Raw genomic sequence first — 20,299 nt, 5'->3', positions numbered from 1 at the left:
TGCAAGTCTGTAAATTATTTTTTCTTCAGACTGAAAACGTGTGCCAGCGTGATAAAAAAAGTATTTCCCTGAAATCTATTTTCTGCATTTATTTCTCCAAGCCATCTAAAACCAACATTCGTCATACTGCCAATATGCAGATAGTTAACCTCTGCTCCTAGGGCATTGACATGATCTTTGTCTGGCTCAATTACAAAAATATTCCCTACCGGAATTTCATCATCTGACAGTTTGTATTGCAGATAATAAATTAAACCAGCATTTAATATTCCTTTCGGAGCTGTTTTTTCGGCATTCATGCAATAAAATGTTTTTCCTAAACCGCCTTCAATGCTTAAGATATCTCCAGTTTTGATGTCGGTATCTTTTTTCTTTCCATTGATTTCATAAGAGGCCAATGCCGAGAAATGAAATGTTTTTTTGTCATTAAAAAACAATGTTGTTCCTCCGGAGAATTCGTTTACAAACATTCCTAAACCGCTATTATCACTGCCTCCTGCTTCATATTTTCCTGTTGGAAGAAACATTTGGTAGCTAAAGACAAAATCGGCTCTTTTGTTGTGCCAGCCTAACTGGATTGGCTGTATGTACATGTCTGTAAAAGCAAAATCGCTTTTGGAGTCAATATAACTGCCTTGAATAGTGTTTGAAGCTCCTGCTATTAAAAGCGTAGCTCCATAATTGGCTCCCAAAATTTTGAAATCGCTGACAAAATTGGCACCAACACCAGTAAGAAACATGGTAAGATTTGGATCTCCGACTTTGTCTCCGTCGCTATTTCGCAAAGATGATGCGCTGTAAATATAGCCTGGAATGTACACGCTCAAAGTATTTTCTGGAGCTTGTGTTCCAGACTGAAGTCCCATAGAACCCAAAATGTGAGCTCCTTTTAATTGTGCATTACTATAAAAAGAAATCAATAGCAGCATAATGGTTAAAACCGATTGCACTATTTTTTCCGAATCATTAATTTTTGCTTTCATGATGGAATATTTTGAATGAATTAAGGCTCTGAACTTTTTAATTTATGAGGAAAGAACTTTACTTAAAATAATAAGCTTCTGAACGATCAGGATTAATTCTAATCGTTTTAAAATATTCTGAAGGAGATTTTCCGGTGTGTTTTATAAACGCTCTGAAACAAGTTGTTCGGGATTTAAAACCAGAACCCCACGCCATGCCTTCTAATGATAAATCTTTCCACTCGGGATCGTTTATTTTATCTTTAAAATATTCAATTCGTTTAAGATTTACATAGTCTTGAAAATGAAGACCAAATTCAGAATTAATCAAATTGGACAAATGGTGCACTGATATTCCCGTCTCGTCAGACAAATCTCTGATTACGAAATCCTTTTTTAAGAATAGGTTTTTAGAATTTAAAACATAATCTAGTTTCAAAAGGTATTCTTCTCTTTTCTCTAGAGGCAATTCGTTTACTATTGGAATCGTAGTCTTGATTTCTTTGGTTTTTACTACTAATGTATTATCAACCACAAAATCGAATGTTTCTTCTTCATCATGAAAAATCTGCGGTCTGAAATAAAGCCAGCCAACTGTAAAAAACAATACAGAAGAAATTAGCACATAACAGGAAAGATCTGATGCGTCTACTTTTTGAAGTAAAAAATGATGAACAAAAAGCGCCGAAAACAAGAACAAAATCATGAGATTGTACACTCTAATCCAATTGATTACTTTATTGTGATGAAATTGGTTTCCTTTAAATTTTTTCAGATCATAGTTTAAAATCAACATGGTTTGAAAAAATACATAGAAAAGCCAAATCGTCAACGTTAAAACAGAAAATGGATTTTTGATTAGTCCTGCAATATAATCGACCGCTTTTATATCGGTGTAACTTCCAACATAAACAATCAGCGTTAAAAAGAAATAAATAATGAATGGCATAAAGTGAAGCCAATCGTATTTTCTGAAACTTTTATTTAATGATAAAATGTTTCTAACATACAAAAATGAGCATGGAGCGGTTAAAAATATAAACGCTTTTGTGATAGTAAAGAGATCTGGGAAATTTTTAAATAAATTGGCCGACAAATAAAAATTGTAGATACTTACTACCGCCAGGCTCAGTAAAAACATGCCTAAAAAGAAGCTTTTAGAATAGTTTTTTCTGGAAAATAAAACCATAATTGAGGTTGCGAGTCCAGCAATTGTGGCTACGAAAAAGAAAAGGGAGAGTAGTATATCGATCATTTTTTAAGTTTATTAGTGTGGTATTATTATCTTAAAAATAGAATGCGAAAAGGGGCTACAAGAGTAAAGCCTGTACTTGCCGAAAATGGCAAGTACAAAACTTTATTTGTTTCATTATTTTTTAACGGCTCCCGGAGGGAAACCAGCTAGTATTTTTTGGATAGAACTATTAATAAATTCTTCTGGATTATCTGGTTTGCTGTCTATTTCAGCATTTCCGATTCCCTGCCAAACCAACTTATCTGTTTTTGTAGAGACAATGTCTATTACCAGCGAGCCATCAACATAATCGTAGGTATTAAATGTTGTATTGGCACCACCCATCATAGCACCGCCTCCCCAATAACCGTAAGGGCGGTACATTCCTCCGTATCCGTAAAAATCGGTATTGGCACTAACAGAAGTTTTGTTTTTTAAGATAGAAACGGCATTAACCTTTAAATCTGGAGTGCTGGATTCTGTAAATCCTTTTGCCAGCATTTCGTTTCTAATTGCTTTGGTAACACGGTCAACATTCAGCTGATTAACCTGACCTTGCTGTGCTTTTAAATCGTAAACGGCAAATGTTTTGTATTCACTAAAATTAGCACCATGATCATAATCAGTTGTCACTTTTACAGTTGGAGAACAGCTGTAAAACAAGCCCAAGAATAGAATTGGGATTATGCGAAGATTTGTTCTTTTAATATTCATGTTGTGGTATTTATTAAATTAATAATTAAATCAGTTTAACTCGAATCTATTAAAATCGTAAAAATCTTGAACGGAGGGGGCTTAATCGTAATAATTGTTTCAAATAGCACAAACCACTATTAAACAATTACTTAGATCACTCTCAAAGATAAATTATTTTATTTAATTAACACTATTAAATAAATAAAATCTTACGCCTTTGTTTTCGCGGCTTTTTGGCTTCAAGATTTTGTTTTTTTATTCTATTTACCCTGTACGGCTACAATACTTTTTTCTATTAAGAAAAAAAACTAAATTTCTGGCGCTACAGGCAATTTTCCGTGTTTTATTGCTTCCAGCATTTTTTGGTAATCCAATTCGTTTTGATGGGCATACAGCATCGAAAACTCAGCAATTGCATCAGCAAATTCGTCTGTATCTCCAATATAACCCGAAATTAAAGACGGATCTCCCGAACGCGCATGAGCTCTTGCCAGTGCCCAACCGCAAGCTTTGGCGTAATCTGCCATATTTTTGGGCTTCATAATTTCGAGAATTGGTTTTATTTTGGCATCTCTAAGCTGTCGAATGTAGAAGAACTTACCTGTGCTGTCATTTGTCCAGCCTAGAAACATATCAGACGCCGATTGCATCAGTTTTTGCCCCATAACAATACGTTCGCCCTGATGCTTATATTTTCCTTTAATTTTTACATTTTCTTCTAATACGCTTTTTCTGGCTTCTTTAAATTGCAAAAAAATAGGTTCTCCCGTAGCAGACATTAATAAGCTGATGCCGCAAAGCGTTCCAACACTTCCTACACCCACTACTTTTATGGCTATATCATGAATTCTATATCGGCTTAACAAAATCTGTTTATCTTCTGATAGCGATTCGACATATCTTTTATGAATAATCTCGCCTTCTTTATTAATTTGCTTTTCAAGATCTCCGCTAGGATGAAATATCAAAGGCTGATCATCTTTTATGCGGGCTCTGGCTCCATCAAAATAAGTCATCTTTGCAAACTCTTTTTCATGAGCGGTATATTCTGAAGCTTTTTTTATTCTTTTATGATGAAATTCTTTGAGCTCTTTGTCTTTTCCTAACTCAATCATTTCTGCAAAATCAATATCGGCATACCAAATCTGAAGGGCAGATAATTTACTGTAATCCAACATGTGCCGTTTGTAGCTATCTGCAACATTCCACGCAAATTGTTTACCGTTTTTGTTGGAGAATTTTCGCCATTGTCCCGCAATGATAAAACTGGCTGCCAATCTTTTTACATCCCATTCCCAAGGACCTGGAAATGTTTCGTCAAAATCATTAATATCAAAAACCAATTTGCGTTCAGGAGTTGCAAATCCGCCGAAATTCATTAAATGGCAATCACCGCAAAGCTGAAGGTTTATTCCCGATACAGGCGTATGGGCCAAATCTGCAGCCATAATCGCGGCAGCTCCTCTGTAAAATGAAAAAGGCGATTCCATCATTCTTCTGTATCGAATAGGCAATAAACTTTCAACTCTTCCTATACTGGTCTGAATCAAAATGTCTACAGGATCTTTTCGATTCTTAAAAGAATTCCATTCCTGATGTTTTGACAAAGGCACTTTTTTTCTGATCAAAGCGCCTTTTTCATAACGTTCTGCCTTTGATGCCAATGGATCAAATATGGTTTCTTCGATATCTTTAGATTTTTCAGGCATAACTTTTAATTAGCGTTTTATCCTTTTACCAAAGATGGCGGCGTATAGCCTTTTATCATGCTTTCTTCTGGCCAATAAGAACGTAATAAAAGCCCAAACTTATCTTTTGGAACAGGAAGCCAATTGCTGACTTTGTCTGCAGATGGTTTCGTGTTTTGGAAATATAGGGTTAGCGAGCCATCTGTATTATATTTCAAATCTTTATTTTTCGTTCCTAACGAATAAATTTTGGCATCATTTATAAAAAAGAAATGATTGTGATCATAAACGGTAAGTGACCAGAAACCTTTTACTTTCGGAATTAAATCTTTCGTAAAAGTGATGGTGTAGTTTGATTTTCCATTCAATTCAACACCTTTATTATCTAAATCCTGATTGTAATAAATGGTTTCCTGCGGCTGGTTTACAAATATATTTGCTCTCGCAGCACTTGTTCTGCTGAGATAATCGGTACCAAAGTTTGCTCCATTTTTTGTCGTATTCCAATAGTTTCCTACCGGTACGCCTACGTTTTTGAATTGACGAAGTGGCTCTATTAATTCGCGCTCAGCATCTATAGCTGCTTTTGTTAAAATAGGCATTAGAGTACTGTCTTTTTTAGTTGCATCTAGTACTGAATTAAACTGCGCATAAAGGGCTTCTTCTCCTCTTAATGGCGGAACTTCTTTTAGAATACTTGGAAATTCTTGGAAAAATTTCTCTGGAATTACAAAAGCAACTTCTTTTCCGCCTTCACTTTTATTTGGATCAGGAAATGATGGTATTTTTGCCCATTCTTTTGTTTTTACTTTTCCATCGTATTCACTTAAAGGATATGCCATCAATTGATTGATAACAGGCTGAATCGCTTTTCTGTCTTCTTCAGTATTATTCAAAAACGCTCTCGGAATTACAAAAGCTAAGTTTGTATCGCTATGAAAAACTTCTGTAATGCCGTCAGGCACTTTTCCATTCCATCCTGGTCCTACGATTAAATAAAACCCTTTTTTACTGCCATACATGGCGCCCAATTTTGCAATTCCGTCTGTACGCTGGTTTCCTAATTGAACCACCCAAAAACGATCTCCAAAATCTGGAACCTGAACTACAACAGGACTTTCATTCAGCATCATAATTCCGAATCCGTAAACTACATCCTGATTTGGACAGGCAACATAGCGTTCAAATGGCGTAATATAATCTGATGTCATGCACAAATTATTTACTGGCGCAACAGGAACTGCTCCGCCATTAAGTCCCGGCATAGGCACTTTTCGCATTACCAATACGCGATTGTGCATATTTACCAATGGCCATCCCCAGAAATACATTTGTTTTCCAAGCTGATAAACATATTCTTTTGTCATTACAACATCGGGAACTGGTCCTGGAACAACAGATTTTACGGTATCTTTTACCGTTTCATTAATCGAAACTGTATTTTCTTTTTTATCTGATTTACATGAAATTATTAGTACTAAAAGTAATAACAGTGCTATAGCTTTTTTCATATATCTAATAGATTTTGATTTAAAAACAATATGAAGTTCGTTTTAAGAACCAGGAAATATGAAGGCTACCACCGCTCTAAGTCCCCAATCTGGTCTTATGCTTGAATGCCCTACAACTGGTATTAAAGGCATAACAGCAAATTGCATCGTCTGATTTCCTAATTTGGTAATGGCTCCAACATTTGGACTAACGGTAATTAGCGTCGAATTGCCTTGCCAGTTTTGCGTAATCTCTGAAGTAATACCTAAACTCGCACCACTTTTATAACTATGTGTTAGAAATAATTGTGTGTAAAACTGATTAAAATCGGCCCGATCATTAGCTCCTGCAACAGACCAAATTTGATTGGCCAGAAAACCTATAGAAAGTCCTTTGCCTTGGTGCATGACCAAAACACTAGGTCCAATTCCAAATTTTTCTGTTCCTAAAAATTTTTCTGTCGCGGTTGGCACTAAAAAAGCAGGACCAACTCCTAAAATAATTCCCTTTGTTTTAGGAGCAAAAAAAGCAGTTACTGTTGCGTCACTTAAACCAAACTCATGTGTGTTTTCTCCCGTAACATCTTGCTGATCTACAACTGGAAGAATATAACGAGTAATTAAATTTAGATTCTCACTTAATTTAAAAGGAACAACTGGCTGTATATTGATCTGATATTTTATTCCATTATACGGACCAATTCCATAAGTAAGATTGTTTTGCAGCGGCACACTAATTAAGCTCGCTACAGGATTTGCCATTTTATCGGCAAGTTCTTGTGCACTTGTTCCAGCTTTAGGCTCTTCTTGTGCCGATACGACTAAACTTGAAAGTAAAAAAGTTATGCTTAGAAATAACTTTAGGGCGTTTTGTGATCTCATAATTTTCATAATCGTATACTTAAAGATTATCAATCATCTTTTTAGTCAAAAAAGAAACAGCCTCAACTTTGTAAAAACTGTTTCTTTTTGATTTTTACTAATTCGGAATTATTTGTCTGGAAATATCGTTTTCCAATCGTCTTTCATACTGATTACATGATATTTGTATTTACCAGCAGTACTTAATGAAAGATTATCTTTTTCTTGGTAACTGTATTCTCTGATAGAATCATTGTGGTTTACAATCATTTGAAATGAAGGATATTTGCTTCCTTGAGAATATCGCAACATGGCAAGGTCTCCTGCTCCGCCTTCATTTCCGCAGGCAAAAACAGGTCTTTGACCAATATGCAATTGTATTCCAACTGGTTTGCCTACTTTATCGTCCAAAAGGTCTAAGGCAGGTTCTCTTACAATATTATTGGTAGCATCATCAAATTTATATTTGAAAGAAGTTCCCACAACCTGATATTTTGGAATTCCGTAGAAATCTTCAGAAATAGTACGTACCAATTCTACAGTTCCCCCTGTTACAATAAAGGTTTTAAAACCATTGGCTCTCAGATAATTTAGCAATTCTAATTGAGGCTGGTATCTAATTTGCTTTATCGGCACATTTTTACCAGGATATTTAGCTCCTGCAAAAAACTCCTTAGCCGAAGCTTCAAACTCCGCTTCAGTCATACCGGTATGAGTCGCTGCAACGAGTTCAATTAATGCTTTATCTCCTCCTTTTTCAAAAAAGGCTTTATCTTTTTCTACGACAGCTTTAAAAGGCTGTTTTTTTGCCAACTCCGGATTTGCTTCGACCATTTTTTTCACACGGTAAAAAGCAAATAGTTCTTGTACATAAGGTTTCTCAGCCCACAAAGTTCCGTCATTATCAAAAGTGGCAATTCTATCTCCTTCAGGTATAAAATCAGCGCTTCCTTCTTTGGTTACTTTCGTAACATAATCGATAATTTCTTTCTTTAAAGGCGTATCATTCCAGCTTGGCAACGGGTCAGAACTCGTCGCTATATTCGTGCTGTCAGAAGCTGAAGTATTTACTGCAGCTGGATTATCAGATTTTTTGCAAGAAACAAACACAAACAGTGTCAGCGTTAAAATGGATAGTTTTATCTTGTTCATGACATTTTGAATTGTAGTCAAAAAGATCCAGACACTTACGCCTGAATCTTTTTAGAACTGGTTACTATTTATTTTTTCTTCGAATCAGAAGCCGCTTTATCACCTTCCATTTTTGGCAATACATTTTTCTCTATAAACTTTTGCGCCTTAATACTTTGCAGCATTTCTTCCATAATCGTATATGCAGAGAAACTTGGCGGAATAGAACGCGGTGGAAAATCTTTGAACGTCATCGCAAATTCTACTACATCATTTGTATTTCCGTAAATCAAAGGAACATGATTCAACTGCCAGTCATAAAACGTATTCGAAGTAATATCTGCTCTTTCAAACGGATCCTGCATTAAGTTGAAGATTTTTTGAAGCCTTAATTTAGTAAAAGGTTCTGCCCAAACTTCCAAAGTTCCTTCTCTTCGCTGTTCTGCATATACAAATTTATAATCTCCTTCACGCCAGCCTACAAGCAGACCGTCATCATCAGAATATATAAATCTGTTTCTTGCGCTTTTTTGAGATTTTCCTCTTAAAAAGTCTTCTTGATTGTATCCATCCAAGTGCACTTTATAATTTTTACCATTAGCTGTATATCCAGTTAAAAGTTTTTTAATCAAATCTTTTTCTCCAGCAATAGATGCTAATGTTGGCATCCAGTCGTTATGCGACATAATTTCGTTACTCACTACACCTGGTTTAACAACTCCTGGCCAACGAATCATACATGGAACTCTAAAAGCTCCTTCCCAGTTTGTGTTTTTCTCAGAACGGAATGGTGTCATTGCTCCGTCAGGCCAAGTATTCATGTGCGGACCATTATCTGTAGAATACACTACAATTGTATTGTCTGCAATTCCTAAATCGTCTAATGCTTTTAGAAGATCTCCAACAGTCATATCATGTTCGATCATACCGTCAATGTACTCACTATCTCCGTGTGTGTATCTTCCTCTGTGCTCAGGTCTTACGTGTGTACGAAGGTGCATACGTGTTCCGTTCCACCATACAAAAAATGGTTTTCCAGCTGCATGCTGTCTTTTGATAAAATCGATTGCTGCTGCAGATGTTTCGTCATCGATAGTTTCCATTCTTTTTTTAGTAAGAGCTCCTGTATCTTCGATTTTTTGTTTGCCCACTTTTCCAAAACGAGGATCAACTGTACCATCATCTGCACTAGTTGCAGAACATTTTAAAACTCCTCTAGGTCCAAATTTTTTCAAATATTCTGGATCTTTTGGATAATCCGGCAATTCTGGTTCTTCTTCGGCATTAAGGTGATAAAGATTCCCGAAAAATTCGTCAAAACCATTTACTGTCGGAAGGTTTTCGTTACGGTCACCCACGTGGTTTTTACCAAATTGCCCTGTTGCGTAACCTAGATTTTTCATAATCCCTCCAATAGAAGGATCTAACTGGCTCATTCCCATTGGAGCCCCTGGATATCCTACTTTTGTCAATCCAGTACGAATACCGTGCTGCCCAGTTAAGAATGCCGCACGTCCTGCAGTACAGCTTTGCTCTCCATAATATTGGAGAAAACGTTGTCCTTCATTTGCAATTCTATCAATATTTGGTGTTGTATACCCCATTAATCCATCGCTGTAAGCACTAATATTAGTTGTCCCAATATCATCCCCCCAAATAATAAGAATATTTGGCTTTTTGCTTTGCGCCATAATAGAAACCCCAGAAAAAAATAGTAACGCTAATACCTGAAAGGTATTTATAAATCCGCATTTTAATTTAATTTGTTTCATGATTAAAAAATTCGTTAATAGATCTTGTTATTATTATATGAGTTTGATAAATGCAAAAAAATCAAATGGGAAATGGTAAGCTTTCAAAAAAACAATCTAAACGAGGTTTCATTTTTTTGATGTGTTTCAAATTCATTTTATTTTAAAATCTGAAACAAAAAAATTTTAACTTTTTCTTAAGTCTCTCAAAATTAACTAATAAATGAGCGAACAATTGTATTTATTCGGAACGAGCTTGTTTCATTTTATAATATGAAACAAGAAAAGTTAAAAATTTGCACCAAAATGTTTCATCTTATAAAATGAAACACATCAAAACGTCAGAAAATTAACTAGTTACATTTTTGTTACCAAAAGTTCGAAAAAGAAGGAAATGCAAGTTTGTTCCGTTTTTTTGTGTAGTTAATTTGTAAAAATTGAGTCAAATGAAACATAAAAACTCTTTTTTGACCAAAAGTGTATAAGATTGCCAGAATAGCAAATCAAGGAAAGTAAACTATTTTTGAAAAAGTCTCAAAAAACAAAAAAGCCGCTTAAAGAATAAGCGGCTTTTTTAAAATATGTTTTGAAGAAATAATTACTCGATTTCAGAAACTCTCATCGTGTTAACCATTCCTCTATCTTTAATTGGCATTGCAGCAAGGTTGATTAAATAATCTCCTTTTTTGGCATAACCTTTCTCGATTGCAATTTGATTTACATCTGTTACAGTATCATCTGTACTTTCTTCATTATCATAGTAGAAAGATTTAACTCCCCATAATAAATTCAATTGTGTTAAGATTCTTCTGTTTGAAGTAAATACTAAAATATGAGCAGTTGATGGTCTCCAAGCCGAAATTTGGAATGCCGTGTAACCGCTGTTTGTTAAAGTACAGATCGCTTTAGCTTCGATTTCATTTGCTAATAAAGCCGCTTGGTGACAAACTGTTTTAGTAACAAAACGTTTTGTTTTAATCTGTGGTGTATTTTGTGGAACTTGAATTAATGGTGAATTCTCAACAGCCTCACAAATTTGTGCCATTCTCTGAATTACTTGTACAGGGTAGTTTCCTGTAGCCGTTTCTCCAGACAACATAACAGCATCTGCACCATCCATTACAGAGTTTGCAACGTCATTTACTTCTGCTCTTGTTGGAGTTAAACTTGTAATCATTGTTTCCATCATTTGTGTAGCAACGATAACTGGAATTCTAGCCGTTTTAGCTCTTCTGATCAAATCTTTTTGTACCAACGGAACTTCGTGAGCAGGAAGCTCAACACCAAGATCTCCACGAGCAACCATTAAACCATCGCAATATGCTACAATTTTATCCATGTTCTCAAGAGCTTCTGGCATTTCAATTTTAGCAATGATTGGAATTTTAACTTCAGAATGCTTAGCAATTAATTCTTGTAAGTCTTGTAAATCGCGAGGAGTCTTTACGAATGAAAGTGCGATCCAGTCTACTTTTTGCTCGATAGCGAAAATTGCATCTGCAATATCTTTTTCTGTTAAAGCTGGTAAAGAAATTTTTGTATTTGGAAGGTTAACTCCTTTTTTAGACTTCAATTCTCCACCTTGGATAACTTTAGCAACAACCTCCGTTTTTTTATCTGTAGAAACAATTTCGAAAATCAATTTACCATCATCAAGCAAGATACGCTCTCCAACGTTAACATCATTTGGGAAATTCTGATATTTCATGAACGCTCTTTTTGAAGTTCCGATAATATCTTCAGCAGTTGTAAAAGTGATTTCATCACCATCGTTTACAACAGTACCTTCTTCCATTACACCTACTCTAAGTTTTGGTCCTTGCAAATCTCCTAAGATTGCTGTCGTGTAACCAAACTCTTCGTTTAAGCCTCTAATAATGTCTATTTTTTCTTTTACTCCTTCGTAATCTGCATGCGAAAAATTGATTCTAAACACATTAACACCTGCGTCGATCATATCTTTAATGATCTCTCTTGTACTACAAGCGGGGCCAAGTGTAGCAACAATTTTGGTTTTCTTGTTTGTTAGCATTTTTTTTAAAAAATTAGATTGTTTTTTGATTTTATCTTGTCTGTATCAACGGCATAAATAGCCGCAATACTTTCTATTGTGTTTAATTTTTGTTGAATTTCTGAAAAATTAAGCGCCTCTTCGCTATTATCAATTTTCAGGAAAAAATCGACTTTTTTAAATTCAGGAAGTAAATGAATTGTTGTCGAAACCTCACTTGTTTCATTAGAAAACAAATTCTGAAAATCATTTGTACTCACAGAAATGATTTCATTTTTATTCTGAATTAAATTCCAGGAAACAGCTTTTTCTTCATCATAATAATAGAATCTAGAAAAATTTGCTTCACCTTCCTTAGTCTGAGCATGGATCTCGTGTTTGCTCTTACTTAAGTTAATCGGAAGGATTTTATTGATAAAATAGGCCAGTCTATAATCTTCTAATGAAGTATGAATTGCCATTAAATAATAATCAATTTCGTCAAATTCGTCTAAATCCAATTTATGAATAGCCATGTCTTGAAAAATCAAGTTGTAAATATACTATTTCTAAACGGAGCATCAACAGTTATGACATGCTTGTTTTGTTAAATTATAAACGAAAACGTTGTAGCCTTGTGATAGTTACAACATTTTTGCAGCTATTTCTTGTCAATTTTCTCTTGAAATGCAAAATACGCTCTTTGCGATGCTTTTTCTTCTGCTTTCTTTTTTGAAGTTGCTCTCGCTCTTGCAACAACTTTATCGTCGATACTCAATTTAACACCAAATAAACGCTGGCCGTCTATGCCATTGTCTTCAAAAATGTCATAATGAAAAACTCTTTTTTCTTTCTGGCACCATTCGATAACAAGGCTTTTATAACTTATAACTTTTCCTTCTAATCGAGCAATATCGACATAAGGTGTCACTACCTTTTTTTGAATAAATTTTTCGCAAAAAGAATAGCCTTTATCTAAATAAATTGCTCCGATAAGTGATTCAAAAATATTACCGTGAATGTTTTCTCCAAAATGCTGAATCGGCACTTTGCTTTCTACAAACTGTACTAAATTTAAATCTTTACCCAATTCATTCAAATGTTCACGACTCACTATTTTGGAACGCATTTTGGTCAAATAGCCTTCGTCTCCATTCGGAGCTTTGTTAAACAAATGTGCAGCAATAACCGCACTTAACATAGCATCTCCTAAAAATTCTAGGCGTTCATAATTTATAGGATGGCCTTTTTCATCTAATTTATTTGAAGAGCGATGCGTAAAAGCTCTTCTATAAAAATCAATATTTGTAGGCTGAAAACCAAGAATTTTCTGAATAGTGTCAAAAAAAATCCCGTCTTCTAGAGAACGGGATTTAGAAAATATTTTTTTGATAATATTCATATACAGAAATTAGTCAGCTAGTTTTTTAAACAATACGCAAGCATTATGTCCACCAAAACCAAATGTATTACTCATAGCAACATTTACTTCTCTTTTTTGAGGTTTGTTTAGAGTAAGGTTTAAAGATGGATCAATGTTTTGGTCAACAACTGTATGGTTAATCGTTGGAGGAACAATTCCGTGTTGCATTGCCAGAATAGAAGCAATAGCTTCAATAGCTCCAGCAGCACCAAGTAAGTGTCCTGTCATAGATTTTGTAGAGTTGATATTGATGTTTTTAGCATGATCTCCAAAAACTTTGCTAATCGCTTTTAACTCCGCAACATCTCCTAATGGAGTAGAAGTTCCGTGGGTATTAATGTGATCAACTTGATCAGGGCTCATTCCAGCATCTCTCAATGTATTTTCCATCACTGCAATAACTCCAATTCCTTCCGGATGTGGTGCGGTTAAGTGGTAAGCATCAGAAGACATACCTCCACCGCCAATTTCGCAGTAGATTTTTGCCCCTCTAGCTTTAGCATGCTCGTAATCTTCAAGAACTAACGCTCCTGCTCCTTCTCCTAATACGAAACCATCTCTGGTAGCATCAAAAGGTCTAGAAGCTGTTTCTGGGCTTTCGTTTCTTGTAGATAAAGCGTGCATTGAGCTAAATCCTCCCATACCTGCAATTGTAACTGCTGCTTCAGAACCACCAGACACAATAACATCACACATTCCTAAACGAATGTAATTGAAAGCATCAATTAATGCGTTTGCAGAAGATGCACAAGCAGAAACTGTAGTATAATTTGGCCCCATATACCCGTTACGCATAGAGATATGCGCAGGAGCAATATCAGCAATCATTTTAGGAATAAAGAAAGGATTGAACTTTGGAGTTCCATCACCTTTTGCATAATACAATACTTCATCTTGGAAAGTTTCTAAACCTCCAATTCCTGCTCCCCAGATAACACCAACTCTTTGTTTGTTTACGTTATCATTTGTGATTCCGGCATCTTTGATAGCTTCATCACTGGCAGCAATTGCATACTGTGCAAATTTATCTAATCTACGAGATTCCTTGCGATCCATGTAATCTTCAATATTGAAGTTTTTTACTTCGCAGGCAAATTTCGTTTTGTGTTTCTCGGTATCATAATATGTGATTGGAGCGGCTCCGCTAACTCCATTCACAAGTGCATTCCAATATTCTTGGATATTATTCCCGATAGGAGTAAGTGCACCTAATCCTGTTACAACAACTCGCCTTAATGCCATAAATATGTATTTTGTACTTTAAACAAATAAAACCCACGCTTTCTTAACTTATAGTTACTTAAGAGCCATGGGAATTACAATATAAATATATCTTTTTGATTGAGAATCAATCGAAATTTAAATTTTAAAAAAATAATAACACCCGACTCTTAAAAATTTCAAAAATCAAAAATCAAATTCCAATTGGAATTTGGAATTTCAAAAATTGGGATTTTTAGAAATCGGGTGTGGTATTATTATTTTTTTGCTTCTTCGATATAAGAAATAGCTTGACCAACAGTAGCAATGTTTTCTGCTTGATCGTCTGGAATTTGAATATCAAATTCTTTTTCGAATTCCATAATAAGCTCAACAGTGTCTAATGAGTCAGCTCCTAAATCATTAGTGAAGCTTGCTTCTGTTACAACTTCGTTTTCGTCAACACCTAATTTGTCTACGATAATCGCTTTTACTCTTGATGCAATGTCTGACATAATCTTTAATTTTAGAATTTAATTTGTTGGCAAAAATAAAAAACTTTATTTTAAAACAACTATTTAGTTTATAAATGTGACACTAATTTATAAAATTAATTTCAAGAAAGGTCTTTCAAAGCTATTTATTTTCGTTTTTTATTCCGTTTTTTGCATTCTCAAAACACACAGCTTTATGAAAAAAATTATCGTTTTTGCCTCAGGATCAGGAACTAACGCAGAGAACATTATAAAATATTTTGCGAACACCGAAATCGCGAAGGTCGTTTCGGTCTTTACAAATAATGCTTCAGCAAAAGTGATTGAAAGAGCAAAAAATCATCAAATTCCAGTTGAAATCTTCTCAAAAAACGAACTTTTAGAGAGAAACCTACTACAAAAAGTACAGGAAATCGACCCAGATTTGATCGTGCTGGCTGGTTTTCTATTGAAGTTTCCCGAAAACATAATCGAACTATATCCAAACAAAATAATAAATATCCATCCTGCACTTTTACCGAATTACGGAGGTAAAGGAATGTACGGAATGCACATACATAGAGCTATTGTAAATAATAAGGAAAAAGAAACAGGAATCTCTATTCATTATGTAAACGAACATTATGATGAAGGCGGTATCATTTTCCAAGCAAACGTTGCGCTAACAGACGAAGATACTCCAGAAACCGTTGCAGAGAAAATTCATGAACTAGAACAAAAACATTTCCCGGAGATTATCGAGAGATTACTGCACGCGTAATTTTTTAAACCATATAAGTTATATAAGTCCATTTTAGAAGGGGGACGCAAAATTATAGGAACGTAAAATTTAAGATCTTATAAGTGTATTTGAATTCATTTTAAGCTGAAGTATAAAATAACAAAACTTAAATGTCCTTGTCACTAAACAACATTGCATTCCAATTTTTTAAATATCCTTATATAACTTAAATGGTTTAAAAAAAGAAAAAACAGGCAAAGCATTTACTTTTTTATCAAAACTTAAATGCCCTTGCCTATCCATTAAGCAACATAACGTTCCAATTTTTAAAATGAACTTATATAACTTATATGGTGAAAAATAAAAAAAAGACAAAGCATTTCCTTTTCTATCAAAACTTAAATGCCCTTGCCTATCCATTAAGCAACATAACGTTCCAATTTTTAAAATGAACTTATATAACTTATATGGTAAAAAATAAAAAAACAGACAAAGCATTTCCAATCTAAAATCAACAATCTAAAATCTAAAATAATTAAATGTCTCACGAAGTACATATATATACAGATGGCGCTGCCAAGGGAAATCCAGGAAATGGCGGTTATGGTGTTGTCATGGAACTAGTAGGTACTCCATATAAAAAAGAATTCTACGAAGGTTTTCGTCTTACTACCAATAACAGAATGGAACTTCTGGCGGTAATTGTTGGTTTAGAAAAACTCAAAAATCCAGGCATGAAGGTTCTGGTTATTTCAGATTCTAAATATGTAGTTGACTCTGTCGAAAAAAAATGGGTTTTCGGATGGGAGAAAAAAGGCTATACAGGCAAAAAAAACCCTGATTTATGGAAGCGCTTTTTAATTGTTTACCGAAAACACAAAGTCGATTTCAAATGGATAAAAGGCCATAATAATCATCCGCAAAACGAGCGTTGCGATCAGTTGGCCGTTATGGCATCTATGCAGCCCAAACTTTCGGTTGACGTTTATTACGAAACCATCGGTTCTAAAGAATAAAAAAACGCATCAATATTGATGCGTTTTTTGTACTAACTTAAATCTTTACAAACTGCTTATTCTTTATCTAAATCTTTTGCCGTTTTAAATCCTGTCAAAAGTCCGATACCTGCCATTATGAAAATAATTGAAGGGTAAACTGCTCCATCGTCAAGAGAAGTATAAGTTGTAATTAGCAACGCTAGAAAAATTCCAACGCCACTTCCTATTAATAAGAAAGCTACATTTACAACAAACACTTTCCAAGCTGGCACCCCATTTCCTTTTCCTTGCAAAAAGATACTGGCATCTACTCCTTTTTCTATAAGAGCCAGACGCTCTCTGTTTCTTGTTGAATAAATTAAATAAACGATCCCAAAGACCATTAAAAAAAAGCTGATTGGAATTAAAATTTTGTCGTCCATGATAGTTATGTTTTTAATTGATTGATATACCCATAGGACGACAGGTTTTGAAATGAGGTTACAGAATTTTAAAATAAATTTCAAAAAACAAATCCCAAATTACAAAAGTCACTGATAATCAATTAATTTTGATGTTATTTTTTACGTTGCCAACTTTGTCAAAGTTTAAAACTTTGACAAAGTTCAATTCTACCTTATATATTAAAGATTGGAATTTGGAATTTAAAAAGTTTGGAATTTATTTTTCAAGATTCTTGTAACCTTTTTCAAAACATTGTCGTCCTATATAATATGAGTACAATTAATGATCAGCATTATATCGATAAAATCCTGCAGGGCGAGACCAATGCGTTTGCCGTGCTGGTTGATCGTTATAAAGATATGATCTTTACGCTGGCTCTTAAAATGGTTAAAAACAGAGAAGAAGCAGAAGAAGTTGCACAAGACACTTTTATAAAGATTTACAGTTCATTAAATAAATTTAAAGGCGATTCTAAATTTTCAACATGGATTTATAAAATTGCTTACAATACCTGTCTGGATCGTTTAAAGAAAAACAAAAAAGAAGATTTAAATATTTCAATTGATGAATTTTCTTCTCATTTAATTAAAACGATGGACAATGCTTTGAGCGCTTTAGAAGACAAAGAACGAAAGCAGACCATTCAGAAATGCTTAAATTTATTACCAAGTGACGAAAATTTCTTGCTGACTTTATTTTATTTTGAGGATCATAATTTGGAAGAAATTGGAAAAATAATGAATATTTCGGCCAATAATGCCAAAGTAAAATTGTTTAGGAGCCGACAGAAATTAGCCGTAGTTTTGAAACAGCAGTTAGAACCAGAAATAATAGAATGTTATGAAATCGGCAAGATTCCAAAACAAAAACAAAATGAAGAGTGCCGATAACATATTCCGTTTAAAAAACAAATATTATATTCGTATGAAAGAGAGCGATAAAAACTTAGAACAACTTATTGATAAAATGATGGCTGAAGAAAAACTGCAGTCGCCATCTTTTGATTTTACTTCTAAAATAATGTCTGAAGTTTTAATCTTGGAAGAGAAAAAACTAAAAGTATACAAACCTTTAATATCTAAGCCTGTTTGGATTGCTATTGGCGCGGCTTTAGCTATACTCGTTATTTATTTATCGCTTTTTTCAGTTTCAGAAAGCAATCTTAAAATTGATGAAATCGGAACTTTATATTCTGATAAGATTTCAACAGCATTTTCAGGAATTCATTTTTCGAAAAATATTCTTTACGCTATTTTAATTGTTCCAATTATGATTTTGGTTCAGGTTGGCGTTTTGAAGAATTATTTTGATAAGAAATACGATTTGTAATGAAAAAAGTAAACATAAAAACTCAGCCTAATATCTCTAAAGAGGATTTCAAAACATGGATAAAAACGGCCGAAAAATCTCCAAAAATTTCTTTAGAAGAATTTAATGAAAAATGGGAAAATAAAAAGCTGAAAATCAAATCACTTATAATTTAAATGGTCATCTCTTTTATAGAGATAATCCTTTCCAAGATAACAATCTTGACTAATATCATATCTATTTATATATAGTAAATATGCGATGGTTAGATATTCATCGTTTTTTAAATTAGATTTATTAAGCTCTAATTTTCCTTTTCGAAATGATTGTTTAGAATATTTTTCTAAAAACTTATCAAATCCCAATTTAGAATATTCTCTTTCAATTACAGGATTTATCTTAAACAACTGAAGACGCCTTTGATTTTTCAATAATCTGTTATCCAAAACAAATTCTTTATTTAAAATTTGGTTTAAGAAAGATTTAAAAGTTCTGAATTCTTTAGAATAATATTTCTTGTAAAAGAAAAATAGTTCATCACTATTTGTCAACATAATATCATCACTTTTTACACGAAGGTATATATTGGAAAATGATGATGGCGGTGGAGGCAATCTTATCGTTCCATTTATAGTTTCACCACGATCAGCTAACATTTCTAACATTTTATCAGAAAAATTAAGCTCCTTTTTTTCACAGGAAAATAAAACGCAAATCGATAATAAAAAGATAATTTTCTTCATGGATTGATTTTCGTATTTCAACAAAACTAATCAAAAGATTTTTCAAAATATAAGTTGCGTTTTAAATCCTAAAAACATATTTTAAGCATTCCAAAAAATCAATTTTAACCAATTCATTTACAAGCTTTTTACTTCGAAATCGTTGTCATTATTTTAAGAAAATTTTGAGAACCTAAACCATTGCAAGATTGTAACTTATAGAGTATCTTTGCACCCTAATTCGAAATTCATAAAATGAATAAACTATTGATTGTTGGAACAGTTGCTTTCGACGCGATTGAAACTCCTTTCGGAAAAACAGATAAAATATTAGGTGGTGCTGCAACCTACATCGGATTATCAGCGTCATTTTTTAACTTGCAATCGGCCATTGTTTCTGTAGTTGGCGACGATTTCCCTCAAGAACATTTAGATCTTTTAACTTCAAAAAATATTGATATCTCTGGTATCGAAATTGTAAAAGGAGGGAAAACTTTCTTCTGGAGCGGTTTATACCACAACGATTTAAATTCTAGAGATACTTTAGTTACTGAATTGAACGTTTTAGCTGATTTTCAGCCGAAAGTTCCTCAAAACTATAAAGATGCTGACGTGGTAATGTTAGGAAACTTACACCCATTAGTACAAAGCAGCGTTTTAGATCAATTAGAGAAAAAACCAAAATTGGTAGTTTTAGACACTATGAACTTTTGGATGGACTGTGCTCTTCCAGAATTATTAGACGTTATTAAACGTGTAGATGTTATTACAATCAATGACGAAGAAGCAAGACAGCTTTCTGGTGAATATTCATTAGTAAAAGCAGCTGCGAAAATCCAAGATATGGGGCCTAAATATGTAGTGATCAAAAAAGGAGAACACGGAGCACTTTTATTCCATAATAGAGAAGTATTCTTTGCACCAGCTTTACCATTAGAAGATGTTTTTGATCCAACTGGAGCAGGAGACACTTTTGCAGGTGGTTTCTCTGGATTTATTGCGCAAAGCGAAAATATTTCTTTTGGCAATATGAAGAATGCAATTATTTACGGTTCAAATCTAGCTTCGTTCTGCGTAGAGAAATTTGGAACTGAAAGGATGGAAACATTAAGCAAAGCAGAAGTAGCGATTCGATTACAGCAATTTAAGTCGTTAACTCAGTTTGACATAGAAATATAATGCCTAA

21 protein-coding genes are annotated in these 20,299 nt (G+C 33.9%); 6 read left to right on the top strand and 15 right to left on the bottom strand.

Annotated elements, in window-relative coordinates; translation table 11 throughout:
* Positions 1–14 precede the first annotated feature (14 nt).
* The 13 genes from AC3E9W_RS03130 to AC3E9W_RS03070 all read right to left on the bottom strand — a co-directional run bounded on the left by AC3E9W_RS03130 (position 15) and on the right by AC3E9W_RS03070 (position 14,941).
* Positions 15–983 carry a SphA family protein gene (locus AC3E9W_RS03130; RefSeq protein ID WP_488766819.1) on the bottom strand — a complete coding sequence of 323 codons (969 nt, stop codon included), beginning with the start codon at positions 981–983 and terminating at the stop codon, positions 15–17.
* 58 nt (positions 984–1,041) lie between these two features.
* Positions 1,042–2,217 (bottom strand): helix-turn-helix domain-containing protein, encoded by a 1,176-nt coding sequence (locus tag AC3E9W_RS03125; RefSeq protein WP_306154442.1) that lies wholly within the window; start codon positions 2,215–2,217, stop codon positions 1,042–1,044.
* A 114-nt stretch (positions 2,218–2,331) separates the two neighbouring features.
* A complete protein-coding gene (locus AC3E9W_RS03120) occupies positions 2,332–2,910 on the bottom strand; it encodes a DUF4136 domain-containing protein (protein WP_306154440.1) in 579 nt (192 codons plus the stop codon).
* Positions 2,911–3,200: 290 nt separating this feature from the next.
* Positions 3,201–4,601 (bottom strand): DUF2252 domain-containing protein, encoded by a 1,401-nt coding sequence (locus AC3E9W_RS03115; RefSeq protein WP_488766818.1) that lies wholly within the window; start codon positions 4,599–4,601, stop codon positions 3,201–3,203.
* 17 nt (positions 4,602–4,618) lie between these two features.
* Positions 4,619–6,091: a DUF1254 domain-containing protein gene (locus AC3E9W_RS03110; RefSeq protein ID WP_488766816.1), complete on the bottom strand. Its 1,473-nt coding sequence runs from the start codon at positions 6,089–6,091 to the stop codon at positions 4,619–4,621.
* A gap of 42 nt (positions 6,092–6,133) precedes the next feature.
* Positions 6,134–6,952 (bottom strand): hypothetical protein, encoded by an 819-nt coding sequence (locus AC3E9W_RS03105; protein ID WP_306154434.1) that lies wholly within the window; start codon positions 6,950–6,952, stop codon positions 6,134–6,136.
* Positions 6,953–7,060: 108 nt separating this feature from the next.
* The gene (locus AC3E9W_RS03100) at positions 7,061–8,083 is read right to left on the bottom strand and encodes an HAD family hydrolase (RefSeq protein WP_488766814.1); all 1,023 of its coding nucleotides are present in this window, start codon (positions 8,081–8,083) and stop codon (positions 7,061–7,063) included.
* Between the two features lie 68 nt (positions 8,084–8,151).
* The gene (locus tag AC3E9W_RS03095) at positions 8,152–9,834 is read right to left on the bottom strand and encodes an arylsulfatase (RefSeq protein WP_488766812.1); all 1,683 of its coding nucleotides are present in this window, start codon (positions 9,832–9,834) and stop codon (positions 8,152–8,154) included.
* Between the two features lie 577 nt (positions 9,835–10,411).
* Positions 10,412–11,845 (bottom strand): pyruvate kinase, encoded by a 1,434-nt coding sequence (gene pyk, locus AC3E9W_RS03090; protein WP_306154428.1) that lies wholly within the window; start codon positions 11,843–11,845, stop codon positions 10,412–10,414.
* Between the two features lie 5 nt (positions 11,846–11,850).
* Complete coding sequence (locus AC3E9W_RS03085) at positions 11,851–12,339, bottom strand: IPExxxVDY family protein (protein ID WP_198854955.1); 489 nt, start codon at positions 12,337–12,339, stop codon at positions 11,851–11,853.
* A 125-nt stretch (positions 12,340–12,464) separates the two neighbouring features.
* Complete coding sequence (gene rnc / locus AC3E9W_RS03080) at positions 12,465–13,205, bottom strand: ribonuclease III (RefSeq protein WP_306154426.1); 741 nt, start codon at positions 13,203–13,205, stop codon at positions 12,465–12,467.
* 9 nt (positions 13,206–13,214) lie between these two features.
* A complete protein-coding gene (gene fabF / locus AC3E9W_RS03075; protein ID WP_488766809.1) occupies positions 13,215–14,468 on the bottom strand; it encodes a beta-ketoacyl-ACP synthase II in 1,254 nt (417 codons plus the stop codon).
* A gap of 236 nt (positions 14,469–14,704) precedes the next feature.
* The gene (locus tag AC3E9W_RS03070) at positions 14,705–14,941 is read right to left on the bottom strand and encodes an acyl carrier protein (RefSeq protein WP_007137004.1); all 237 of its coding nucleotides are present in this window, start codon (positions 14,939–14,941) and stop codon (positions 14,705–14,707) included.
* Between the two features lie 175 nt (positions 14,942–15,116).
* Here AC3E9W_RS03070 and purN point away from each other — a divergent pair, with 175 nt between their 5' ends.
* Both purN and rnhA read left to right on the top strand, forming a co-directional pair.
* Positions 15,117–15,680: a phosphoribosylglycinamide formyltransferase gene (gene purN / locus AC3E9W_RS03065; RefSeq protein WP_488766807.1), complete on the top strand. Its 564-nt coding sequence runs from the start codon at positions 15,117–15,119 to the stop codon at positions 15,678–15,680.
* A gap of 500 nt (positions 15,681–16,180) precedes the next feature.
* On the top strand, positions 16,181–16,657 hold the full coding sequence (rnhA, locus tag AC3E9W_RS03060; protein WP_306154225.1) for a ribonuclease HI: 477 nt from the start codon (positions 16,181–16,183) through the stop codon (positions 16,655–16,657).
* A 56-nt stretch (positions 16,658–16,713) separates the two neighbouring features.
* Here rnhA and AC3E9W_RS03055 read toward each other — a convergent pair whose 3' ends face one another.
* A complete protein-coding gene (locus AC3E9W_RS03055; protein WP_488766805.1) occupies positions 16,714–17,061 on the bottom strand; it encodes a DUF6249 domain-containing protein in 348 nt (115 codons plus the stop codon).
* A 291-nt stretch (positions 17,062–17,352) separates the two neighbouring features.
* On the opposite strand from AC3E9W_RS03055, the gene AC3E9W_RS03050 reads away from it, so the two are divergent.
* From AC3E9W_RS03050 to AC3E9W_RS03040, 3 genes are read left to right on the top strand one after another with little or no spacing between them, the layout of a single operon-like run.
* Positions 17,353–17,973 carry an RNA polymerase sigma factor gene (locus AC3E9W_RS03050; RefSeq protein ID WP_488766804.1) on the top strand — a complete coding sequence of 207 codons (621 nt, stop codon included), beginning with the start codon at positions 17,353–17,355 and terminating at the stop codon, positions 17,971–17,973.
* A complete protein-coding gene (locus AC3E9W_RS03045; protein WP_488766802.1) occupies positions 17,957–18,412 on the top strand; it encodes a hypothetical protein in 456 nt (151 codons plus the stop codon). The genes AC3E9W_RS03050 and AC3E9W_RS03045 overlap by 17 nt, the downstream gene beginning before the upstream one ends.
* Positions 18,412–18,567, top strand: a complete 156-nt coding sequence (locus tag AC3E9W_RS03040; RefSeq protein WP_488766800.1) for a hypothetical protein — start codon at positions 18,412–18,414, stop codon at positions 18,565–18,567. The genes AC3E9W_RS03045 and AC3E9W_RS03040 overlap by 1 nt, the downstream gene beginning before the upstream one ends.
* Here AC3E9W_RS03040 and AC3E9W_RS03035 read toward each other — a convergent pair.
* Entirely contained in the window at positions 18,553–19,134 is a 582-nt protein-coding gene (locus AC3E9W_RS03035; RefSeq protein ID WP_488766799.1) for a hypothetical protein, read from the bottom strand. The genes AC3E9W_RS03040 and AC3E9W_RS03035 overlap by 15 nt on opposite strands.
* 234 nt (positions 19,135–19,368) lie before the next feature.
* On the opposite strand from AC3E9W_RS03035, the gene AC3E9W_RS03030 reads away from it, so the two are divergent.
* Complete coding sequence (locus AC3E9W_RS03030) at positions 19,369–20,292, top strand: PfkB family carbohydrate kinase (protein WP_223706767.1); 924 nt, start codon at positions 19,369–19,371, stop codon at positions 20,290–20,292.
* The last annotated feature ends 7 nt before the right edge of the window (positions 20,293–20,299 follow it).

Source organism: Flavobacterium sp. 38 (assembly GCF_057799715.1).
This window is presented reverse-complemented; position numbering and strand designations above follow the sequence as displayed.